This is a genomic window from Streptococcus mitis, from assembly GCF_009496285.1.
Classification (GTDB): Bacteria; Bacillota; Bacilli; order Lactobacillales; family Streptococcaceae; genus Streptococcus; species Streptococcus mitis_BP.
The window spans coordinates 1-23278 of record NZ_WIJK01000007.1 but is presented as its reverse complement, the minus strand read 5'-3'; the positions used below and the strand labels follow the sequence as shown (position 1 = coordinate 23278).

Sequence of the window (23278 nt, the reverse complement as noted above, 5' to 3'; positions counted from 1 at the left end):
TGTAGAAAGAGGACTTGAAGTGAAGATTCGAATGAGAAATACCATCCAATTTGATGAACAATTGGAAGTGATCGACCAACTTTATGATGTTGAGTTACGTGAGAAAGGTGATTTTTCCTATCTCCTTTTTTACAATGAAGAGAAGGAAAAAGTGGTACTCAAGTTTAATGATACAGAGTTGGTGATGTCTCGATTTTCCAACCCTAAGACCATCATGCGTTTTCTGAAGGAAGCTGATAGTTTAGCCTATATTCCTACACCAATGGGGATACAGGAGTTTATCATCCAAACAAGCCATTATCAAGTTGATCAGCAAAAGATTGAACTAGCCTATCAACTACAAAACAAAGAAGGAAATCCATTTGCGAACTATCGCTTAGAAATTACCTGGGGGTAATAAAGCCGGTGGAGGAGAAATCAGTAGATAAAGTTTCGATTTCGAAGTTCTAAATCAACTAGCAGGTCAAAGTTTTTTTGCTAATAAAAAATGAGGTTGGGATTTTTGTCCCAGCCTCTATTTGATATAGAGTTCTTGATTTTTCAAGACAATTTCACGTACACTTGCAAATTTCTTCAGCTTTTTAATGTCTTCGGGATGCGTTACAAGTGTGATTACATAGCCCTCTTTTCCCATACGTCCTGTACGGCCAGCGCGGTGAGTGTAAGTTTCCATATCTCTAGGAACGTCAAAGTTAACCACGCATTCCAAGCTATCAATGTCGATACCACGAGCTAGAAGGTCTGTTGCAAGAAGCAGTGTTAGTTGCTTGTCTTTGAGTTTTTCGAGAATAACTTTTCTGAATTTAACGTTGACATCGCTAGCTAGTGAAACAGCTAAAACATCGCGATACTGCAATTTTTCCTCAGCGCTTCCGAGGTCTGACAAACTATTAAAGAATACCAGTCCACGGAAGTCATCGACATGTGCTAGTTTACGAAGCATATCTACTCTGTGTCGTTGGTCTACTTGCATGTAGAAGTGTTGGATGTTATCGAGCTTTTGATCGGATAGATCAATCGTGCGCGTGTTAGGTGCAATCTTATCTTGGTCAAATTTGGTAGTGGCACTCATATAGATGAGTTGGTGGTCACGAGGTGCGTAGTGAGTGATTTTCTCAACAAAGTGAATTTGAGAATCATCTAGCAACTGATCGAACTCATCAAGAATGATCGTTTCCACATTCATCATCTTGATTTTTTTCAATTTGATCAGTTCAAAGATACGCCCAGGAGTTCCAATAAGGATTTCTGGGCATTTTTTAAGTCGTTCGATTTGACGTTTCTGACTCGAACCAGAAAGGAAGAGTTGAGCAGTCAAGCCAATTGCTTCACCCCAAGTTTTAGTTACCTCAAAAATCTGACCAGCCAGTTCAGTATTTGGTGCTAAAATCAATAGTTGCTGCGCTTTTTTCTTTTGGAGACGGAGAAGACTTGGTAGGAGATAAGCTAAAGTTTTTCCTGTACCAGTTGGACTGACTCCAAGGAGGGTTTGACCGTCTAAAATCGGATCAAAAATCTGAGTTTGAATGGGTGTGAATTCTTGAAAGCCGAGTTGTTCGGCTAGCTCTAGCCATTCTGTAGGTAGTTTGGTTTTCATTTTTCTGCCTCAAATCTAATGCCAGCAGTCTGGCGCATAGTGAAAATTAGGTTATGGACGTGTGACGCATCCTCTAACCAAGCTTGGTAAAGTTCTGGGTTTGGCTGCTTGATCATGTTAGCAAAAGCAGCGACCTCCTCAGTCATGGTATGAGGTGCCTGGTGAATAGGTAGATGTATTTCATTTCCTTGATGATCTGTGAAAATAGCTGAGCGGACATGTTCGATAGTGTTGAGCGTCAGTGTTCCATCTGTTGTATATATTTCGCAAGGCAGATTAGAAGTAATATTTTTACCAGCCTTGATGTGAACTTGATATTCAAGATAAGATAAGATACCATCTCCATTTAAGTCAATGGTGTTGTCAAGTTGCTGAGTTTGATAGGTCGCATCAAGTGCCTTTCCAAACAAGCGAACCGCAGCATAGATCGGATAAATTCCCAAGTCCATGAGAGCCCCACCAGCAAAACGGTCTGAAAAAACATTTGGAGTGTTTCCAGAAAGAAGGTCAGGCATCTTAGAAGAATACTTGGCATAGTTAAAATCTGCACCTAAAACTTGCTTGTCTGCTAAAAAGTTTTTAATAAGGGTGAAGGCTTCCTCATGATAGTTTCTTGCTGCTTCAAAGATGAAACGGTGATTCTCCTGAGCTATTTTAATTAATTCTTGCCATTCTTGTGATTGAGTCACCGCTGGTTTTTCAAGGATAACATGCTTAGCCGATGCTAGAGCAAGCTTGGCTTGAGTAAAGTGCAGAGAATTGGGACTTGCGATATAGACAATATCAAAATCAGACTGGAAGAAATCCTCTAAATTATCAAATAGACTAACATCTGTATAGGAACTAGCAAATTGCTGAGCAGTCGTGAGCTTTCTTGAATAAACAGCCACTAACTGGAATTCCTGACTAGCATGAGCAGCTTCTATAAAGTGGTAGCTGATTGCACCAGTACCGATAATACCGAGTTTAAGCATGAAATCTCCTTTTCTACAAGTAATGACTGCTTTCATTATATCACAGATAGACTAAACTAGCCAAAGGGAGACAATTCTTTTATTTGACACTTCGAATTTTTATCAAAAAATGGTACAATAGATTCAGAAAAAATAGGAGTGTAGTATGAGATTATTACCTATGAGAAAAATTTCTCGTCATTCAAAAAGATTGGCGCTTTTTTTGACTTTTTGTGCGGGTTATGTAGATGCCTATACCTTTATCATACGTGGAAATACTCTAGTTGCAGGCCAAACGGGAAATGTCGTTTTCCTTTCCGTTGGTCTCATTCAAGACAATGTTTCAGATGCCAGCGCCAAGGTAATGACCTTGATTTCCTTCATGGTGGGTGTCTTCCTTTTGACAGTCTATAAAGAAAAGTTGAGGATTGTAAGAAAACCAATTCTATCCCTTATTCCACTAGCAATTTTATCTTTGATAATAGGATTTGTTCCCTTGACGGTTGATAATATATACATAGTACCACCGTTAGCATTTTGTATGGGACTTGTAACAACAGCATTCGGAGAAGTTTCAGGAATTGCATACAACAATGCATTTATGACTGGAAATATCAAACGAACAATGTTAGCATTTGGTGAATATGTTCGCACAAAACATACACCTTTTTTAAGAGAAGGTCTCATCTTTGTTAGCTTGCTGTCGAGTTTTGTGCTTGGGGTTGTTGTATCAGCTTATCTGAGTATTTTTTATGAAGAAAAAACAATTTTAGGGATTCCAATCATGATGAGTATTTTTTATCTAAGTATGCTTTTTGCATCTTGGAGGAAAAAAATAAGAGAAAAAGTTTAAATTCGATGATAAATACTTGTCAAAAACTAGGAATCATGCTATACTTGAAGAGTTGACTATGCACGATCCTGTGCAACCGCACGAACATCGTTGCTTGATTTTCAAGTGTAAGTGGTTCGTCCCACGATGCTAGGCGAGTCTTCACAAAAATATGGGGAAACCCCAAAAAATCATAGGAGGTGCATAATGAGCACATACGCAATTATCAAAACTGGCGGAAAACAAGTTAAAGTTGAAGTTGGTCAAGCAATCTACGTTGAAAAATTGAACGTTGAAGCTGGTCAAGAAGTTACTTTTAACGAAGTTGTTCTTGTTGGTGGTGAAAACACTGTTGTCGGAACTCCACTTGTTGCTGGAGCTACTGTAGTTGGAACTGTTGAAAAACAAGGAAAACAAAAGAAAGTTGTTACTTACAAGTACAAACCTAAAAAAGGTAGCCACCGTAAACAAGGTCACCGTCAACCATATACTAAAGTTGTCATCAACGCAATCAACGCTTAATTTTAAGGAGAACACATGATACAAGCAGTCTTTGAGAGAGCCGAAGATGGCGAGCTGAGGAGTGCGGAGATTACTGGACACGCCAAAATTGGCGAAAACGGCTTTGACGTCGTGTGTGCATCGGTTTCTACGCTTGCCACTAACTTTGTCAATTCAATTGAGAAATTTGCAGGCTATGAACCAATCTTACAATTAAACGAAGATGAAGATGGTTATCTAATGGTGGAAATTCCTAAAGATATCCCTTCACATCAGAGAGAAATGACTCAGTTGTTTTTTGAATCATTTTTCTTAGGTATGGCAAACTTATCGGAGGACTCTTCTGAGTTCGTCCAAACCAGAGTTATCACAGAAAACTAACACGGAGGAAAACATTATGTTAAAAATGACTCTTACTAACATGCAACTTTTCGCCCACAAAAAAGGTGGAGGTTCTACATCAAACGGACGCGATTCACAAGCAAAACGTCTTGGAGCTAAAGCAGCTGACGGACAAACTGTAACAGGTGGATCAATCCTTTACCGTCAACGTGGTACACACATCTATCCAGGTGTAAACGTTGGACGTGGTGGAGACGATACTTTGTTCGCTAAAGTTGAAGGCGTAGTACGCTTTGAACGTAAAGGTCGCGATAAAAAACAAGTTTCTGTTTACCCAATCGCAAAATAAAAAGGTCCAGTGAACCTTTTTATCCCGAGCCTTGAAATGAAAAGGCGAGGAAGCTAGAAGTAGCATTAAATAAGGCTTTCCGAGTTTTCGGAGAGCCTATTTTTTTATTCCAAAAGAATATAAGAAATTAAAACCCTGTTCATTCGTATTTTATATATAAAACAAAGTATGAAAACGTAACGCAATTTTAAGACTTTTTGGTAAATTAAGAGTATAATCAAAGTGTAATGCCTTTTTTATAGATAATACACTAATATATTGAAGGCCTTCGTAAGATAAATATAAATTTTATTTCAAGGAGGAATAATGGAAAAGTACTTTGGTGAAAAACAGCAGCGTTTTTCATTTAGAAAATTATCAGTAGGACTTGTATCTGCGACGATTTCAAGTTTATTTTTTATGTCTGTATTAGCTAGTTCATCTGTAGAGGCTCAAGAGACTAAAGGTGTTCACTATAAATATGTGACAGAGTCAGAGTTATCATCAGAAGAAAAGAAGCAGCTTGTCTATGATATTCCGACATACATGGAGAATGATGATGAGACTTATTATCTTGTTTATAAGTTAAATTCCCAAAATCAACTGGGAGAATTGCCAAATACTGGAAGCAAGAATGATATGCAAGCCCTAGTTACTGGTGCTAGCTTAGCTGCTCTGGGAATTTTAATTTTTGCCGTTTCTAAGAAAAAAGTTAAGAATAAAACGGTATTACATTTAGTATTGGTTGCAGGAATAGGAAATGGTGTTCTTGTATCCGCTCATGCTTTAGAAAATAATCTTTTGCTAAATTACAATACTGACTATGAATTGACCTCTGGAGAAAAATTACCTCTTCCTAAAGCCATTTCAGGTTACACATATATTGGATATATCAAAGAGGGGAAAACGACTTCTGAGTCTAAAGTAAATAATCAAGAAAAATCAGTAGCCACTCCTACAAAACAACAAAAGGTGGATTATAGTGTTACACCAAATTTTGTAGAACATCCATCAACAGTACAAACTATGCAGGAACAAACATCTGTTTCTTCAACTAAGCCGACAGAAGTTCAAGTAGTTGAAAAAACTCTCTCTGCAGAATTAACCAATCCAAGAAAAGAAGAGAAACAATCTTCAAATTCTGCCGTTGTAAGCGCAAAAGGCGAACCTGCAACCCAATCTGCCTTACCAGAAGCAGTTGTAACTGACAAAGGCGAACCTGCAACCCAACCCGCTTTACCAGAAGCTGTGGTAAGTGACAAAGGCGAGCCTGCAGTTCAACCAGAGCTTCCCGAAGCAGTTGTAACTGACAAAGGCGAACCTGCAACCCAACCCGCTTTACCAGAAGCTGTGGTAAGTGACAAAGGCGAGCCAGCAGTCCAACCAGCGTTACCAGAAGCTGTTGTAACCGACAAAGGGGTGCCTGCAGTTCAACCAGAGTTGCCAGAAGCTGTTGTAACCGATAAAGGTGAACCTGCAGTTCAGCCTGAATTACCAGAAGCTGTTGTGAGTGACAAAGGTGAGCCAACTGTCCAACCCGCTTTACCGGAAGCTGTAGTAACTGAAAAAGGGGAACCTGCAATTCAGCCAGAGTTACCAGAAGCTGTAGTAACTGAAAAAGGGGAACCTGCAGTCCAACCTGAATTGCCGGAAGCTGTTGTAAGTGACAAAGGCGAGCCTGCAGTCCAACCAGAGTTTCCCGAAGCTGTAGTAAGTGACAAAGGCGAACCTGCAACCCAACCTGCCTTACCAGAAGCTGTAGTAACTGAAAAAGGGGAACCTGCAATTCAGCCAGAGTTACCAGAAGCTGTAGTAACTGAAAAAGGTGAACCTGCAGTCCAAGCAGAGTTACCAGAGGCTGTAGTAACCGACAAAGGCGAACCAGAGATTCACCCAGCGTTACCAGAAGCGGTTGTAACTGACAAAGGTGAGCCTGAACAGGTAGCCCCACTTCCAGAATACACTGGTGATATTGATCAAGTAAAGCCAGATATTCCGACTGAAAAAACGAAAGAGCAGGATCCAGAAAAAACACTCGAATTAAGAAATGTTTCGGATATTGAGTTGTACAGCCAGACGAATGGGACTTATAGACAACATATTTCATTGGATGGAATTCCAAAGAATACGGATAATTACTTTGTCAAGGTGAAATCTTCAGCATTTAAAGATGTCTATCTACCAGTAGCTTCAATAACTGAAGAGGAAAGAAATGGTCAGCCAGTTTATAAAATTACAGCTAAGGCTGAGAAACTCCAGCAAGAGCAGAACAATAAATATGTCGACAATTTCACCTTCTACCTCGATAAGAAGGCTACAGAGGAAAAGACAAACTTTACTTCCTTTAGTAATCTGGTCAAAGCTATAAACCAAAATCTCTCTGGAACCTATCATTTAGCAGCTAGCCTGAATGCTAACGAAGTGGAGCTTGGTCCTGATGAAAGATCCTATATCAAGGGAACCTTTACTGGTCAGTTGATTGGAGAAAAAGATGGTAAGAAGTATGCTATTTATAACTTGAAAAAACCTCTGTTTGAAAACTTGAGTGGTGCTACAGTAGAAAAACTGAGTCTAAAAAATGTTGCTATTTCAGGTAAAAATGATATTGCTTCACTGGCAAATGAAGCTACAAATGGCACAAAGATCAAACAAGTTCATGTCGATGGTGTTCTGGCTGGAGAACGTGGTATCGGTGGTTTGTTGGCTAAGGCAGACCAATCAAGCATTACAGAAAGTAGTTTCAAGGGAAGAATTGTCAATACCTATGAAACAACCGCTGCCTATAATATTGGTGGTCTGGTCGGTCATTTGACAGGAAACAAAGCTTCACTGACTAAATCAAAAGCGACAGTAGCCATTTCATCCAACACCAATAGTTCAGATCAGACTGTTGGTGGGCTAGCAGGTCTAGTAGATCAAGATGCGCATATACAGGATAGCTATGCTGAAGGTGATATCAACAATGTCAAGCACTTTGGTAGAGTCGCGGGTGTAGCTGGATATTTGTGGGATCGAAAAACGAATGAGGAACAGCATGCAGGAAGATTGACCAATGTACTAAGTGATGTCAATGTAACCAACGGGAATGCCATTACCGGTTACCACTACAATGGAATGAAGGTGAAGGACACATTCAGCAGTAAGGCGAACAGAGTATACAATGTCACCTTGGTTAGGGATGAAGTCATCAGCAAAGAATCCTTTGAAGAAAGAGGAACAATGCTAGATGCTTCTGAAGTGACTAATAAAAAAGCAGAAATTAATCCTCTCACTCCTCCAACAGTGGAACCCCTTTCAACAAGTGGTAGTAAAGAAAGTGATTTTTCTGAGGTGAAGCATTATCAAGCTAACCGTGCTTTGGTTTATAAGAACATTGAAAAATTGTTACCTTTCTATAACAAGGCGACCATCGTGAAATACGGAAACCTGGTTAAGGAGAACAGTCTCTTATATCAAAAAGAACTCTTGTCCGCAGTTATGATGAAGGATGACCAAGTAATCACAGATATTGTTTCTAACAAACAGACTGCAAATAAACTCTTGCTTCACTATCAGGACCATTCATCTGAGAAGCTCGATCTCAAGTACCAGACTGATTTTGCCAAGCTAGCAGAATATAGTTTAGGGGATACAGGACTCCTCTACACTCCAAATCAATTCTTGTATGACCAAGACTCTATCATTAAGCAAGTCTTACCTGACTTACAAAAGGTTGACTATAAGTCGGATGCCATCAGAAAGATACTCGGAATTTCTCCAGATGTCAAGCAAACTGAGCTCTATCTGGAAGACCAGTTCGTCAAAACAAAACAAAATTTGGCAAACAGTTTGAAAAAACTCTTGTCAGCAGATGCTGGACTTGCTGGTGACAACCCAGTTACCAGAGGCTATCTTGTAGATAAAATCAAGAACAATAAGGAAGCCTTGCTACTCGGTTTAACTTATTTAGAACGTTGGTATAACTTTAGCTATGGTCAAGTGAATGTCAAAGACCTAGTTATGTATCATCCGGACTTCTTTGGTAAAGGAAATACTTCACCATTAGATACTCTGATTGAGTTAGGTAAATCTGGCTTTAACAATCTTCTTGCTAAAAACAATGTCGATACTTATGCTATCAGTCTTGCCAGCCATCATGGAACGACAGATTTGTTTAGCACGCTAGAAAATTACCGAAAAGTCTTTTTACCAAACACTAGCAATAATGACTGGTTTAAAAAACAGACCAAAGCTTTCATTGTCGAAGAAAAATCCACTATTGCAGAGGTCAAAGCCAAGCAAGAGCAAGCAGGGACTAAGTATTCTATCGGTGTTTATGACAGAATTACTAGTAGTACTTGGAAATACCGCAATATGGTCTTGCCTCTCCTCACCTTGCCAGAAAGATCTGTATTTGTCATCTCAACCTTGTCTAGCCTAGGATTTGGCGCTTACGATCGCTACCGCAACAGCGATTATAAGGCTGGAGATGAACTCAATAAGTTTGTTGAAGATAATGCACGTGAAACAGCCAAACGTCAGCGAGATCACTATGATTATTGGTATCGTATTTTAGATAAAGAAGGACGTGAAAAGCTCTATCGTACAATTTTACTTTATGATGCCTATAAGTTTGGAGATGATACAACATCTGGAAAAGCTACAGTTGAGGCTCAGTTTGATAGTACCAATCCGGCGATGAAGAATTTCTTTGGTCCAGTGGGGAATAAAGTAGTTCACAATCACCATGGTGCTTATGCAACTGGAGATGGCGTTTACTATATGTCCTATCGTATGTTAGATAAGGATGGAGCTATCACCTATACCCATGAGATGACACATGATTCAGATCAGGATATTTACCTTGGTGGCTATGGTCGAAGAAGTGGCTTAGGACCGGAGTTCTTCGCAAAAGGCTTATTGCAAGCTCCTGATCAACCAAGTGATGCAACCATTACCATCAACTCTATCTTGAAACATAAAACATCAGATAGTACAGAAGGCCAGCGATTGCAAGTACTTGATCCAACTACAAGATTTAATGACGCAGCAGATCTTCAGAACTACGTCCACAATATGTTTGATGTCGTTTACATGTTGGAATATCTCGAAGGGCAATCTATTGTGAAACAGCTAGATGCTTATCAGAAAATGACGGCTCTGAGAAAAATCGAGAATAAATACGTGAAAGATCCTGCAGATGGAAATGAGGTTTACGCTACTAACGTTGTACAAAATCTGACAGAAGAAGATGCCAAAAAATTGACTACCTTTGATAGTTTAATTAAAAATAATATCTTGTCAGCTCGTGAATATAAGTCTGGGGAATATGAAAGAAACGGTTACTATACGATTAAACTCTTTGCCCCAATCTATTCGGCTCTGAGCAGTAAGGGAACTCCGGGTGATTTGATGGGACGTAGGATAGCTTATGAACTTCTGGCTGCCAAAGGCTTTAAGGATGGAATGGTACCATATATCTCGAATCAATATGAAAAAGATGCAAAAGCGGCGGGAAGTAAGATTAATTCTTATGGTAAAGAAGTAGGTTTAGTTACAGATGAACTTGTCCTTCAAAAAGTATTTAACGGTCAATATAAAACTTGGGCAGATTTCAAGAAAGCTATGTACCAAGAACGGGTGGATCAGTTTAGAAACTTGAAGCCGGTTACCTTCAACGATCCAACTAAATCTTGGGCAAGTTTTGCAAGAAAGACGATTCATAGTGTAGAAGAACTGCAGCGATTAATGGACGAAGCTGTCCGTAAGGATGCAGATGAGAATCGTTATTCTTGGGACAACTATAATCCAGAATATGATAGTGCAGTTCATAAGTTAAAGAGAGCAGTGTTTAAGGCCTATCTAAATCAAACTGATGATTTTAGAAGTTCAATTTTCGAAAATAAAAAATAGTGTTTACTATTAGGAAATAAAATTAAAGAAGGTGATTACGCTTGTCATTATTTAAAAAAGAACGGTTTTCAATCCGAAAAATCTGTGGGATTGTTGGTTCATTTTTACTCGGAAGTATCTTGGTTGCACCGTCAGTCATTCATGCTTCTACCTATCATTACATTGAAAAAAGCGCTCTTACAAAGGAAGAACAAAGAAAGATTCAAGCAGGAATTCCTACTGATAATGAGGTAATTTATGCTCTTATTTATCAGCAGGAAGCTCTTCCTGCAACAGGTTCATCTACTTCTGTGCTTACAGCTTTAGGACTATTAGCTGTTGGTAGTTTAGTCCTTTTGGTTCATAAAAAGAAAAAAGTTAGTAGTTTGTTCTTAGTTACTACTATCGGAATGATTAGTCTTTCTAGTATGCAAGCTCTCGATATAAGCAATCCTTTGAAAGCTCCAAGTAATGAAGGAATAGTTCAAATTGCTGGATATCGTTATATTGGATACTTACCGCTTGATGATGATGCAATTTCAGAAATTCAACATAAGAATGAGGGGACAAAAAATGTTCCAGTATCTGAAATTCAAAGTATTCCTAATGAAGCGCCTAAAGCAGAAAAACCAGAACATACAGCACCAGTTGGTGGTAATCTGGTTGAGCCCGAAGTTCATGAAAAACCAGAATATACTGCACCGGTAGGAACAGTTCCTGATATGGCTCCTAAAGCTGAGAAGCGAGCATACACTGAGCCTGTAGGTATGGCTCCAGACGAAGCACCTAAATCAGAGAAACCAGAGTACACTAAACCAGTGGGTACAGTTCCAGACGAAGCGCCTAAGGCTGAGAAACCAGAGTACACTCAACCTGTGGGTACAGTGCCTGACGAAGCACCTAAAGCAGACAAGCCAGAATACACTGAACCCGTAGGCACAGTCCCAGATGAGGCTCCTAAGGCAGAGAAGCTAGAATATACAGCACCAGTTGGTGGTAATCTGGTAGAACCTGAGGTTCAACCGGCATTACCCGAAGCTGTTGTAACTGATAAAGGTGAACCGGAAGTTCAACCAGCGTTACCCGAAGCTGTTGTAACTGAAAAAGGTGAGCCGGAAGTTCAACCGACATTACCCGAAGCAGTTGTGACTGACAAAGGGGAACCAGAAGTTCAGCCAGCCTTACCCGAAGCAGTTGTGACTGACAAAGGGGAACCAGAAGTTCAACCGACATTACCCGAAGCAGTTGTGACTGACAAAGGGGAACCTGAGGTTCAACCAGCCTTACCCGAAGCAGTTGTGACTGACAAAGGGGAACCAGAAGTTCAGCCAGCCTTACCCGAAGCAGTTGTGACTGACAAAGGGGAACCAGAAGTTCAACCAACCTTACCCGAAGCAGTTGTGACTGACAAAGGGGAACCAGAAGTTCAGCCAGCCTTACCCGAAGCAGTTGTGACTGACAAAGGGGAACCAGAAGTTCATGAAAAACCAGCATACACTGAACCGGTAGGCACAGTTCCAGAAGAAGCACCCAAGTCCGAGAAGTCAGAATACACGGAATCTGTAGGTACAACAGGAGTAGATGAAACAGGAAACTTAATTGATCCGCCGGTTATTGAAATCTCAGAGTATACCGATCCACTAGCTACAGTTCCTGACGTTGCTCCAGAGAGAGAAGAGCTTCCTGCTTTACATACTGATATTCGTACAGAGACTATTCCTAAAACTATCACAGAAGAATCTGATTCTAGCAAATTTATAGGTGATGATTCTATTAAACAAGTTGGTGAGGATGGCGAACGTCAAATTGTTACTAGCTATGAAGAGTTACATGGCAAAAAAATCAGTGACCCAGTTGAAACAGTAACTATTTTGAAAGAAATGAAGCCTGAAATTCTTGTAAAAGGTACCAAAGAAAAGCCCAAAGAAAAAACGGCTCCTGTTTTGACTCTGACCACTGTATCTAAGGATGTTTTAGCTAAGTCTGCTACAATTAACTACAATCTAGAAAATCAAGACAATGCTACAATTACACGCATTGTAGCGATTATCAAAGAAGGTGGAAAAATTGTAAAAACGCTTGATTTAAAAACCGATAACTTATCTCAAGTATTAGAGAACTTAGACTATTACAAAGATTATACGATTTCAACCACTATGACTTATGATGTAGGTAAGGGTGCAGAAGTATCGACTTTGGAAGATAAACCTTTACGCTTAGATTTAAAGAAAGTTGAGTTGAAAGATATTGCAAATACCAGTCTCGTACAAGTAAACGAAAGCGGTGTCGAAAGCGATAGTAATCATTTAACCTCTCTTCCAAGTAATGTTAACAACTATTACTTAAAAGTAACCTCCAGAGAAAACAAAGTGACTCGTTTAGCAATTGATAAGATTGAAGAGGTCATTGAGGAAGGTAAGCAGCTTTACAAGATAACGGCAAAAGCACCTGACTTAGTTCAACGTGATAAAGACGGTAAGTTAAGAGATACTTACACTTATTATCTTGAAAAACCGAGGGCTACCGAGGATAAGGTTTATTACAACTTCCATGATTTAGCAAAAGACATGCAAGCAAATCCTACCGGTGAGTTTAAACTTGGTGCAGATTTGAATGCAGTTAACGTTAAGCCAGCAGGTAAAGCTTATGTTATGGCTAAGTTTAGAGGTACTTTATCAAGTGTAGAGAATCATCAGTACACGATTCATAACTTAGAAAGACCTTTGTTTAATGAGGCTGAAGGTGCTACACTCAAAAACTTTAACTTAGGTAATGTAAATATAAACATGCCTTGGGCTGATAAAGTTGCACCTATTGGTAATATGTTTAAGAAGTCTACACTTGAGAATATCAAAGTAGTAGGTTCAGTAACAGGAAATAACGATGTAACCGGTGCTGTTAATAAGTTAGACGAAGCTAATATGCGCAATGTAGCTTTTATTGGCAAGATTAACAGTCTTGGAGATAAAGGCTGGTGGTCTGGTGGACTTGTCAGCGAAAGTTGGATAAGTAACGTTGATAAAGCTTACGTTGATGCTAAGATTAGTGCCAATAAATCTAAATATGGTGGTTTAATTGGTAAACTAGATCATGGTATTGACTCGATGACAGTAGGTAAAAAAGGATTTCTCCGAAATGCTGTAATAAAAGGTACTATGAATTTGATTCAGCATGGCGAAAGTGGAGGTGTAATTCATAACAACTTTAACTGGGGTGTTATTGAAGACGTCGTAACAATGCTTAAAGTAAATAATGGTGAAATTGTCTATGGTTCACCAGCCTTGAATGATAATGACCAATATTTTGGATTAGATAATATCAAACGTGTAAATTATGTAAATGGTGTTGCAAGTGGTTTATCTTCCTACAAGCATTCAAATCGTATTACTGGTATCTCTCAAGCCGAAGCAGACGCCAAAATCGCTAATATGGGGATTACTGCGAATACCTTCGCTATTCAAGATCCAGTTGTAAACAAGTTAAATCGTATCGTTGATAGAGATTCTGAATATAAAGCGATTCAGGACTACCAAGAAACAAGAAACCTAGCTTATCGAAACTTGGAAAAACTGCAACCATTTTATAACAAAGAGTGGATTGTAAACCAAGGGAATAAGTTAACAGATGATTCCAATCTTGTTAAGAAAACTGTTCTGTCTGTAATAGGTATGAAAGCAGGGCAATTTGTCACTGATTTATCAAGTGTGGATAAAATCATGATTCACTATGCCGATGGAACCAAAGAAGAATTTGGGGTATCTGCGGTTTCGGACTCTAAGGTAAAACAAGTCAAAGAATATAATGTAGATGGTTTAGGTGTAGTTTACACTCCTAATATGGTTTATAAGAACAGAGATTCCTTGATTACGAAAGTTAAAGAGAAGTTGAGTTCTGTTGCTTTAGACTCTGCTGAGGTTAAAGCTATTACAAATAACCCTTCATCTCTATACCTAGAAGAAAGCTTCGCTGAGGTTAGAGAGACGTTAGATAAGTTAGTGAAGTCCTTGTTAGAAAATGAAGACCATCAACTGAACAGTGATGAAGTGGCTGAGAAGGCGCTTCTCAAGAAAGTTGAAGATAATAAAGCTAAGATTATATTAGCCTTGACTTATCTAAATCGTTATTATGGTATCGACTATGATGGCTTGAACTTTAAGCATTTGATGATGTTTAAACCAGACTTTTATGGTAAAACACCAAGTATTTTAGATTTCTTGATTCGTATAGGTTCAGCAGAAAAGAATTTAAAAGGAGATAGAAGTTTAGAAGCTTATAGTGAAGTTATTGGTGGTACTATTGGAAAAGGTGAATTAAATGGCTTGTTAGGCTATAACATGCGTTTATTCACTAAGTACACCGACTTAAATGACTGGTTTATTCATGCTGCAAAGAACGTTTATGTTTCTGAGCCTGAGACGACTACAGAGGATTTCAAAGACAAGCGCCATCGTATCTATGACGGTTTGAACAATGACGTGCATAGTCGCATGATTTTACCGTTACTCAACTTGAAGAAAGCACATATTTTTGTCATTTCTACTTACAACACGTTGGCATTCAGTTCTTTTGAAAAATATGGGAAGAATACGGAAGAAGAACGAAATGCTTTCAAAGAGGAGATAAACAAAGTAGCGAAAGCTCAACAAAGATATTTAGACTTTTGGTCTCGTTTAGCTTTACCAAAAGTTCGTAATCAGCTCTTGAAGAGTCAAAACTCCGTACCAACGCCTGTTTGGGATAATCAAAATTATAGCGGTATTAAGAATGCTAGTCGCCGTGGTTATGGTTCAGATGGCAAGGTTGCAACTCCTATTCGTGAGCTATTTGGCCCAACTGATCGTTGGCATCAAGTTAACGGAGCGATGGGAGCGATGGCAAAAATTTATGAACGTCCATGGAAAGATGATCAGGTTTACTTCATGGTAACTGACATGATTAGTCAGTTTGGTATTTCAGCCTTTACACATGAAACAACTCACATAAACGACCGTATGGCTTACTATGGTGGAGATTGGCATCGTGAAGGTACTGACTTAGAAGCCTTTGCTCAAGGTATGTTACAAACCCCTGATAAATCTACTCCGAATAGTGAGTATAAAGCTCTGGGTATCAACATGGCTTATGAGCGTAAAAATGATGGTGAGCAGTACTACAATTATGATCCAGCTAAGTTAGACAGTCGAGACAAGATTGATAGTTATATGAAAAACTACAATGAGTCTATGATGATGTTAGATTACTTAGAAGCTACTGCCGTTATTAAGCAGAAGTTATCTGATAACTCTAAGTGGTTCAAGAAGATGGATAAAGAGTGGCGTACAAATGCGGATAGAAATCGTTTAATTGGAGAACCACACCAGTGGGACAAATTACGTGATTTGACGGAAGAAGAGAAGAAATTACCAATTGATAGCATTGACAAGTTGGTAGATAATAACTTTGTAACTCTTCATGGTATGCCAAATAACGGTCGCTTCCGTACGGAAGGTTTTGATAGTGCTTATCAAACGGTCAATATGATGGCAGGTATCTTTGGCGGGAATACGAGTCGAAGCACCGTAGGTTCTATTTCCTTTAAACACAATACTTTCCGTATGTGGGGTTACTATGGTTATGAGAATGGCTTTATCCCTTATGTTTCTAACAAGTTAAAAGGTGATGCCAACAGAGAAAATAAAGGGCTTTTAGGTGATGATTTCATTATCAAGAAAGTTTCTAATAATCAATTCCAAAACCTCGAAGAGTGGAAGAAACATTGGTATCATGAAGTGTATGCGAAAGCACAGAAAGGCTTTGTTGAGATTGAAGTAGACGGTTCTAAGATTTCAACTTACGCTCAACTTCAAAACTTATTTAACACTGCTGTTGAGAAAGACTTGAAAGAAGGTGGTTTCAAGCATACCGAAGGCCTCAAGTGGAAAGTTTATAAGAAATTATTACAAAACACAGATGGTTTCTTAAATCCATTGTTTAAAATATAAAAGGGACAAGTTTTTTGCTCCCTCTGAAAAGTGGCTCTTTTCTACCATTTGTCAAGTATATCAAGGGCCTTAAGTAAAAAAAGAGATAAGACAGTAGCTATTCTGAGGTTACTGTCTTATTTTTACCACTTATTGATCCATAAAAGGGCACGCTAAAAAACACCTCATCTGGTATTTTTTGTCAACTGTAGTGGGTTGAAGAAAAGCTAATCTCGAGAAAGGACAAATTTCGTCCTTTCTTTTTTGATGTTCAGAGCGATAAAAATGCGTTTTTTGAAGTTTTCAAAGTTCTGAAAACCAAAGGCATTGCGTTTAATAAGTTTGATTAGATTATTAGTGGCTTCCAGTTTGGCGTTAGAATAGGGTAGTTGAAGAGCGTTGACAATTTTCTCTTTGTCCTTTAGAAATGTTTTCAAGACAGTCTGAAAAAGAGGATGAACCAGCTTTAGATTGTCCTCAATGAGTCCAAAGAATTTCTTCGGCTCCTTATTCTGAAAGTGGAAAAGCAAGAGTTGATAGAGATGATAGTGGTGTTTCAAGTCTTCGGAATAGCTCAAAAGCTTGTTTAGGATTTCCTTATTGGTTAAATGCATACGAAAAGTAGGGCGATAAAAATGTTTATCACTCAGTTTACGACTATCCTGATTGATTCATAATTTGTACACGCACACGACTCATAGCACGGCTTAGATGTTGTACAATGTGAAAGCGATCCAGAACGATTTTAGCGTTTGGGAGTGAAACAGTCTCGTAGACTGTTTCAGCCTGAGCCTAGAAATTCGAAAGCGAAGTTGTCTAGTCAAGTCATAATAAGGGCTAAACATATCCATAGTAATGATTTTGACGCGACTTCGGACAGAACTCTCATATTTAAGAAAATGATTTCGGATGATAGATTGTGTTCTACCTTCCAGAACTGTGATGATATTGAGATTGTCAAAATCTTGAGGGTAATTTCTCAAAGTAACTTCCACTTTCCTGACCAAAGTGGAAATTAGTCTAAAACGGATTTTTATGGTGGAATTAAGTGTGAGACGTTTGTTAATTATTTTATAGGATTGGCTATTAGTAAGAAATATGGTATAATATAGGGTGAGACCTTCTTAATAAATAGTGAAAGAGCATAAAATGAAAAAAATTGTCATTAACGGCGGGAGACCATTGAAAGGTGAAATTACAATCAGTGGTGCTAAAAATAGTGTCGTTGCCTTGATTCCTGCCATTATTTTATCAGATGATGTTGTGATTTTGGATTGTGTTCCAGACATCTCTGATGTAGCTAGTCTTATTGAGATTATGGAGATCATGGGAGCTAGTGTCAAGCGTTATGACGATGTTCTTGAGATTGATCCTCGTGGTGTTCAAAATAAACCAATGCCTTATGGTAAAATTAATAGCTTGCGTGCGTCTTATTATTTCTATGGTAGTCTTTTAGGACGTTTTGGTGAAGCAACTGTAGGTTTGCCTGGAGGGTGTGACCTAGGACCACGTCCGATTGATTTGCATTTAAAAGCATTTGAAGCTATGGGAGCTAAGACAACCTACGAGGGAGATAATATGAATCTCTCAACCCAAGGATCAAGTCTACATGGTGCACATATCTATATGGATACTGTTAGTGTTGGTGCAACAATCAATACGATGCTAGCAGCAGTAAAAGCTAAAGGTCGAACAGTTATTGAAAATGCTGCTCGCGAACCTGAAATCATTGATGTGGCTACATTATTAAACAATATGGGAGCTCACATTCGTGGAGCAGGTACGGATATGATTACAATCGATGGTGTGGATAGCTTGCACGGAACACGTCACCAAGTCATCCCAGACCGTATTGAAGCAGGTACATATATTTCAATGGCAGCTGCAGTAGGTCATGGGATTCGAATTAATAATGTACTTTATGAGCATTTAGAAGGATTTATTGCTAAACTTGAAGAAATGGGTGTTCACATGACTATTTCTGAAGACAGTATTTTCGTCGAAGAGCAAACAAATCTAAAGGCTGTTAATATCAAAACAGCTCCTTATCCAGGTTTCGCAACAGATCTTCAACAGCCTATTACTCCTTTGCTATTAAAAGCAGAAGGTCGTGGCACATTGATTGATACAATCTATGAAAAACGTGTCAATCATGTTTTTGAATTAGCCAAAATGAATGCAGATATTTCAACAACAAACGACCACATCCTTTATAAGGGTGGAAATCCTTTGCAGGGTGCAAAAGTTAAGGCGACAGACCTACGTGCTGGAGCTGCCTTGGTTATTGCTGGCTTGATGGCTGAAGGAAAAACAGAGATTACCAATGTAGAATTCATCCTTCGAGGCTACTCGAATATTATCGAAAAATTGCGTAATCTTGGAGCAGATATTGAGCTAATCGAAGATTAGCACTTTGAGGATTGCAATGAATATCTGGACTAAATTAGCAAAATTTTCTTTCTATGAGACGGAACGTTTATATTTCCGTCCCTTCTTTTTTACAGATGTAGATGATTTTCATCAACTTGCATCAGATCCTGAAAATCTCCAATTTATCTTTCCTGCACAAGCAAGTATTGAAGAAAGTCAGTATGCTCTTGCCAATTATTTTATGAAATCACCTTTGGGGATTTGGGCTATTTGTGATAAAAAAGAGCAACGGATGATTGGAGCTATCAAGTTTGAAAAACTTGATGAAATTAAGAAAGAAGCAGAAATTGGCTATTTTTTAAAGAAAGACTATTGGTCTCAGGGGTATATGACTGAAGCAGTTACCAAATTACGAGATTTATCCATGAACGAGTTTGCCTTGAAGCAACTTTCGATTGTGACACATCTAGAAAATGTTGCTAGTCAGAAAGTAGCAGAAAAATCAAATTTTGTTCTTTATCGTCATTTTAAAGGTAGCGATCGTTATACCCGAAAGATGCGGGATTATCTAGAATTCCGTTATACAAAAGGAAATCTAAATGAGTAAACACCAAGAAATATTAGCCTACTTGGAAGAATTACCAGTTGGGAAGCGTGTCAGTGTTCGTAGTATTTCAAATCGACTAGGAGTAAGTGATGGTACGGCATATCGGGCTATCAAAGAAGCTGAAAATAGGGGACTTGTTGAAACACGTCCTCGAAGTGGAACAGTACGTGTAAAGTCAAAAAAAGTAGCTATTGAGAAATTAACGTTCGCAGAAATTGCAGAAGTTACAGGCTCAGAAGTTTTAGCTGGTCAAGCTGGATTGGATAGAGAATTTAGTAAATTCTCCATTGGAGCGATGACTGAAAAGAATATTCTTTCTTATCTTCATGATGGCGGCTTACTTATCGTAGGAGATCGAACACGTATTCAGTTATTAGCACTTGAAAATGAAAATGCTGTCTTGGTAACAGGTGGATTTGAAGTTCATGAAGATGTTTTGAACCATGCTAATAAAAAAAATATTCCAGTATTACGCAGTAAGCATGATACATTTACAATTGCGACTATGATCAACAGAGCTTTGTCCAACGTTCAGATCAAGACAGATATTTTGACGGTTGAAAAAATCTATCGTACCAGTCATGAGTATGGTTTTCTACAGGAAACAGATACTGTCAAAGATTATCTAGACTTGGTTCGTAAGAATAGAACGAGCCGTTTCCCTGTCATCAATCAACATCAGGTTGTTGTTGGTGTAGTTACTATGCGTGATGCTGGAGATAAATCACCTGGTACAACGATAGATAAGGTCATGACAAGGACAGTCTATATGACTGGTTTAGCGACGAATATCGCTAACGTTAGCCAGAGAATGATTGCTGAAGACTTTGAAATGGTACCTGTTGTGAGAAGTGATCAAACCTTACTTGGTGTCATTACTAGACGGGATGTCATGGAAAAGATGAGTCGCTCTCAAGTTTCAGCTTTACCAACATTTTCAGAACAGGTTGGTCAGAAGTTGTCTTACCACCATGACGAAGTTGTCATTACGGTTGAACCATTTATGTTGGAAAAAAATGGAGTCCTTGCAAATGGAGTTCTTTCAGAAATTTTGACTCATATGACTCAGGATTTGGTCGTTAATAGCGGACGGAACCTCATCATTGAACAGATGTTGATTTACTTTTTACAGGCTGTTCAGATTGATGATATCTTGCGGATTCAGGCTAGAATTATTCATCATACGAGAAGGTCAGCTATTATTGACTATGACATTTATATCAATCATCAAATCGTATCAAAAGCAAATGTTACTGTAAAAATTAATTAGAAACTAGGAGAAAACATGATTACATTAAAATCAGCTAGAGAAATCGAAGCAATGGATAAGGCTGGCGATTTTCTTGCAAGTATTCACATCGGTTTACGTGACATCATCAAACCAGGTGTAGATATGTGGGAAGTAGAAGAATATGTGCGTCGTCGTTGTAAAGAAGAAAATTTCCTACCCCTACAAATTGGTGTAGATGGCGCCATCATGGATTATCCATATGCGACTTGTTGTTCTCTTAATGACGAAGTAGCCCATGCCTTTCCTCGCCATTATATCCTCAAGGAGGATGACCTTCTCAAAGTTGATATGGTTCTAGGTGGACCAATCGCCAAGTCAGACCTAAATGTTTCTAAACTCAACTTTAATAACGTTGAACAGATGAAAAAATATACTCAAAGCTTTACTGGTGGCTTAGCTGACTCTTGTTGGGCTTATGCTGTTGGTAAACCGTCAGAAGAAGTTAAAAACTTGATGGACGTCACCAAGGAAGCAATGTATAAGGGTATTGAACAGGCTGTTGTAGGAAATCGTATTGGAGATATTGGAGCTGCTATTCAGGAATATGCTGAAAGTCGTGGTTACGGAGTTGTTCGTGATCTTGTAGGACACGGTGTTGGTCCAACTATGCATGAAGAACCAATGGTGCCTAACTATGGTATCGCAGGTCGTGGTCTCCGCCTTCGTGAAGGCATGGTCTTAACCATTGAGCCTATGATCAATACAGGTGATTGGGAAATCGATACAGATATGAAAACAGGCTGGGCACATAAAACTATCGACGGTGGTCTATCATGTCAGTACGAGCATCAGTTTGTTATTACAAAAGATGGCCCTGTAATCTTGACAAGTCAAGGTGAAGAGGGAACTTATTAATCAAAAAAAGGAGCTGAGCTCCTTTTTTTGATTCTTTCAAGTTGAAAATAAATTTGCGTAGCAGATATCTTACAAACGTTTTCTTTTATAGTAAAATAAAAGATGACTATATGAAAGAAGGTTCTTAATTGGAAAGTATTTTATTTTTTATTTCTGTCTTTATAGCTGGGGTCTTGTCATTCTTTTCTCCCTGTATCTTTCCCTTGTTACCAGTCTACGCAGGTGTTCTGCTAGATGATCAAGAGGAGTCAAGGACATTTCGTTTTTTGGGTAAAGATGTTGCCTGGTCAGGATTGATTCGGACACTCTGTTTCATTGCGGGTATCTCTCTCATCTTCTTTATTCTTGGATTTGGAGCAGGATTCCTTGGGAATTTACTTTATGCTGACTGGTTCCGTTATGTCATGGGAATCATGATTATTATACTGGGCTTGCATCAGATGGAAATTCTTCACTTACAAAAATTAGAGGTACAAAAAACAGTAACATTTAAGCAAAAACAGTCTAGCAAATATTTGTCGGCCTTTTTACTGGGTATCAGCTTCAGCTTTGGCTGGACTCCATGTATAGGCCCAGTTTTAAGTTCTGTTTTAGCACTGGCTGCCTCAGGAGGAAATGGAGCTCTTCAGGGGGCCTTATTAACCCTCATTTACACTCTCGGAATGGCGCTTCCATTTTTATTTCTTGCCTTGGCATCAGGTCTTGTCATGCCTTATTTTAGTAGAATCAAATCCCACATACTTTTATTGAAGAAAATTGGTGGTTTATTGATCATTCTCATGGGAATTTTATTAATGTTGGGACAGTTAAATGTCTTATCTGGAATATTAGGATAAAAGGAGTTATCTATGAAAAAAATTATCTATTTTGGGCTTAGTTTCTTGTCTCTCTTTCTTCTGATTGCTTGTGGCAAGGAAGAGAAAAAATCAAGTCAAGAAAATCAAACGACTCAGACACAGCAGCAAGCAACTGTGAAGCAAGTGGCTGTAGGAGCAGAAGCACCTGATTTTACGCTTCAATCAATGGATGGAAAAGAAGTGAAATTATCTGATTTTAAAGGTAAAAAAGTTTATCTTAAATTTTGGGCATCTTGGTGTGGACCATGTAAGAAAAGTATGCCAGAATTGATGGAGCTTGCTGCTAAGGAAGATCGTGATTTCGAAATTTTATCTGTCATTGCGCCAGGGCTTCAAGGTGAAAAAACGGTAGACCAATTTCCAAAGTGGTTTGAGGAACAAGGCTATAAAGATATCCCCGTTTTATATGATACAAAAGGAGCTGTTTTTCAAGATTATCAAATTCGAAGCATCCCTACAGAGTATCTAATTGATTCACAGGGTAAAATTGCTAAGATGCAATTAGGTGCAATTAGTAACGCAGATGCAGAAGCAGCTTTTGCTCAAATGAAATAAAGTAATGAAAATCATAACCACCCGTCTAACGGGTGGTTTGCACCAGGGCTATAAGCCCAAATTACCAGCCAGCGCCTAAAGACGCTGGCTTTCACGTTGTTCAAGCCGCATTGCTCTTGACTCGTCACTTGCCTCTTAAAGAGGCGTGAGTATTACTTGCCACTATCCCTAAAGGGATCCTCATATTCTTTTACACTTAATTTATCTAGTGCTATATCATGCTTTTCCTGACCTTGTATGTATTTCCTTATCGTGGCTTCATTAAGCCCTACTGTACTCACATAATAACCTTCTGCCCAGAAATGCCGATTCCCAAACTTGTACTTGAGGTTGGCGTGTTTGTCAAACATCATGAGTGC

At 38.7% G+C, this 23278-nt stretch carries 16 protein-coding genes, 1 pseudogene and 1 other annotated feature; of the genes and pseudogenes, 13 read left to right on the top strand and 4 right to left on the bottom strand.

All coding sequences use genetic code 11. The features are described 5' to 3' along the window. Nucleotides 1-19 precede the first annotated feature (19 nt). Nucleotides 20-397 (top strand): DUF1934 domain-containing protein, encoded by a 378-nt coding sequence (locus tag GEZ89_RS03425; protein ID WP_322741474.1) that lies wholly within the window; start codon nt 20-22, stop codon nt 395-397. 117 nt (nt 398-514) lie between these two features. On the opposite strand, the gene GEZ89_RS03420 is transcribed toward GEZ89_RS03425, so the two are convergent. Both GEZ89_RS03420 and GEZ89_RS03415 read right to left on the bottom strand, forming a co-directional pair. After that, a complete protein-coding gene (locus GEZ89_RS03420; protein WP_153224973.1) occupies nt 515-1597 on the bottom strand; it encodes a DEAD/DEAH box helicase in 1083 nt (360 codons plus the stop codon). Then, entirely contained in the window at nt 1594-2571 is a 978-nt protein-coding gene (locus GEZ89_RS03415; protein ID WP_153224972.1) for a Gfo/Idh/MocA family protein, read from the bottom strand. Before GEZ89_RS03415 ends, GEZ89_RS03420 begins: the two co-directional genes overlap by 4 nt. 145 nt (nt 2572-2716) lie before the next feature. On the opposite strand from GEZ89_RS03415, the gene GEZ89_RS03410 reads away from it, so the two are divergent. From GEZ89_RS03410 to GEZ89_RS03385, 6 genes are all read left to right on the top strand, one after another. Continuing rightward, nucleotides 2717-3403 (top strand): YoaK family protein, encoded by a 687-nt coding sequence (locus GEZ89_RS03410; protein ID WP_153224971.1) that lies wholly within the window; start codon nt 2717-2719, stop codon nt 3401-3403. A 64-nt stretch (nt 3404-3467) separates the two neighbouring features. Further along, nucleotides 3468-3554 (top strand) — a sequence feature (ribosomal protein L21 leader region). 35 nt (nt 3555-3589) lie between these two features. Next, on the top strand, nt 3590-3904 hold the full coding sequence (gene rplU, locus GEZ89_RS03405) for a 50S ribosomal protein L21 (protein WP_000109137.1): 315 nt from the start codon (nt 3590-3592) through the stop codon (nt 3902-3904). A gap of 15 nt (nt 3905-3919) precedes the next feature. Next, the gene (locus GEZ89_RS03400; protein WP_075229048.1) at nt 3920-4264 is read left to right on the top strand and encodes a ribosomal-processing cysteine protease Prp; all 345 of its coding nucleotides are present in this window, start codon (nt 3920-3922) and stop codon (nt 4262-4264) included. A 16-nt stretch (nt 4265-4280) separates the two neighbouring features. Then, nucleotides 4281-4574, top strand: a complete 294-nt coding sequence (gene rpmA / locus GEZ89_RS03395) for a 50S ribosomal protein L27 (protein ID WP_075229047.1) — start codon at nt 4281-4283, stop codon at nt 4572-4574. Nucleotides 4575-4880: 306 nt separating this feature from the next. Then, nucleotides 4881-10445 carry a ZmpA/ZmpB/ZmpC family metallo-endopeptidase gene (locus tag GEZ89_RS03390; RefSeq protein WP_153224970.1) on the top strand — a complete coding sequence of 1855 codons (5565 nt, stop codon included), beginning with the start codon at nt 4881-4883 and terminating at the stop codon, nt 10443-10445. 41 nt (nt 10446-10486) lie between these two features. Beyond that, complete coding sequence (locus tag GEZ89_RS03385; RefSeq protein ID WP_153224969.1) at nt 10487-16405, top strand: SIALI-17 repeat-containing surface protein; 5919 nt, start codon at nt 10487-10489, stop codon at nt 16403-16405. Nucleotides 16406-16611: 206 nt separating this feature from the next. Here the strand turns inward: GEZ89_RS03385 and GEZ89_RS09545 are convergent. Next, nucleotides 16612-17352 (bottom strand): annotated as a pseudogene (locus GEZ89_RS09545) (transposase); the annotation flags it as partial. 181 nt (nt 17353-17533) lie between these two features. Between GEZ89_RS09545 and GEZ89_RS03370 the strand changes: the two are divergent. The 6 genes from GEZ89_RS03370 to sdbB all read left to right on the top strand — a co-directional run bounded on the left by GEZ89_RS03370 (nt 17534) and on the right by sdbB (nt 22919). Then, nucleotides 17534-18793, top strand: a complete 1260-nt coding sequence (locus tag GEZ89_RS03370; protein WP_153224968.1) for a UDP-N-acetylglucosamine 1-carboxyvinyltransferase — start codon at nt 17534-17536, stop codon at nt 18791-18793. Between the two features lie 16 nt (nt 18794-18809). Further along, complete coding sequence (locus GEZ89_RS03365) at nt 18810-19361, top strand: GNAT family N-acetyltransferase (RefSeq protein WP_153224967.1); 552 nt, start codon at nt 18810-18812, stop codon at nt 19359-19361. Continuing rightward, the gene (gene spxR / locus GEZ89_RS03360; protein WP_153224966.1) at nt 19354-20631 is read left to right on the top strand and encodes a CBS-HotDog domain-containing transcription factor SpxR; all 1278 of its coding nucleotides are present in this window, start codon (nt 19354-19356) and stop codon (nt 20629-20631) included. The genes GEZ89_RS03365 and spxR overlap by 8 nt, the downstream gene beginning before the upstream one ends. A gap of 15 nt (nt 20632-20646) precedes the next feature. After that, nucleotides 20647-21507: a methionyl aminopeptidase gene (locus tag GEZ89_RS03355; RefSeq protein WP_153224965.1), complete on the top strand. Its 861-nt coding sequence runs from the start codon at nt 20647-20649 to the stop codon at nt 21505-21507. A 128-nt stretch (nt 21508-21635) separates the two neighbouring features. Then, complete coding sequence (ccdA2, locus tag GEZ89_RS03350; RefSeq protein ID WP_153224964.1) at nt 21636-22343, top strand: thiol-disulfide oxidoreductase-associated membrane protein CcdA2; 708 nt, start codon at nt 21636-21638, stop codon at nt 22341-22343. A 12-nt stretch (nt 22344-22355) separates the two neighbouring features. Further along, nucleotides 22356-22919, top strand: a complete 564-nt coding sequence (gene sdbB / locus GEZ89_RS03345; RefSeq protein ID WP_153224963.1) for a thiol-disulfide oxidoreductase-associated lipoprotein SdbB — start codon at nt 22356-22358, stop codon at nt 22917-22919. Nucleotides 22920-23071: 152 nt separating this feature from the next. Here sdbB and GEZ89_RS03340 read toward each other — a convergent pair. Further along, a partial coding sequence (locus GEZ89_RS03340; protein ID WP_194251827.1) for a transposase occupies nt 23072-23278 on the bottom strand: 207 nt, incomplete at its 5' end.

What these genes read in the sequence shown, in the direction of transcription:
- spxR (WP_153224966.1), top strand. Translation starts at nt 19,354, where the DNA reads ATGAGTAAACACCAAGAAATATTAGCCTACTTGGAAGAATTACCAGTT.
- GEZ89_RS03410 (WP_153224971.1), top strand. Translation starts at nt 2,717, where the DNA reads ATGAGATTATTACCTATGAGAAAAATTTCTCGTCATTCAAAAAGATTG.
- GEZ89_RS03370 (WP_153224968.1), top strand. Translation starts at nt 17,534, where the DNA reads ATGAAAAAAATTGTCATTAACGGCGGGAGACCATTGAAAGGTGAAATT.
- rpmA (WP_075229047.1), top strand. Translation starts at nt 4,281, where the DNA reads ATGTTAAAAATGACTCTTACTAACATGCAACTTTTCGCCCACAAAAAA.
- GEZ89_RS03390 (WP_153224970.1), top strand. Translation starts at nt 4,881, where the DNA reads ATGGAAAAGTACTTTGGTGAAAAACAGCAGCGTTTTTCATTTAGAAAA.
- GEZ89_RS03420 (WP_153224973.1), bottom strand. Translation starts at nt 1,597, where the DNA reads ATGAAAACCAAACTACCTACAGAATGGCTAGAGCTAGCCGAACAACTC.
- sdbB (WP_153224963.1), top strand. Translation starts at nt 22,356, where the DNA reads ATGAAAAAAATTATCTATTTTGGGCTTAGTTTCTTGTCTCTCTTTCTT.
- GEZ89_RS03415 (WP_153224972.1), bottom strand. Translation starts at nt 2,571, where the DNA reads ATGCTTAAACTCGGTATTATCGGTACTGGTGCAATCAGCTACCACTTT.
- GEZ89_RS03355 (WP_153224965.1), top strand. Translation starts at nt 20,647, where the DNA reads ATGATTACATTAAAATCAGCTAGAGAAATCGAAGCAATGGATAAGGCT.
- rplU (WP_000109137.1), top strand. Translation starts at nt 3,590, where the DNA reads ATGAGCACATACGCAATTATCAAAACTGGCGGAAAACAAGTTAAAGTT.
- GEZ89_RS03365 (WP_153224967.1), top strand. Translation starts at nt 18,810, where the DNA reads ATGAATATCTGGACTAAATTAGCAAAATTTTCTTTCTATGAGACGGAA.
- GEZ89_RS03400 (WP_075229048.1), top strand. Translation starts at nt 3,920, where the DNA reads ATGATACAAGCAGTCTTTGAGAGAGCCGAAGATGGCGAGCTGAGGAGT.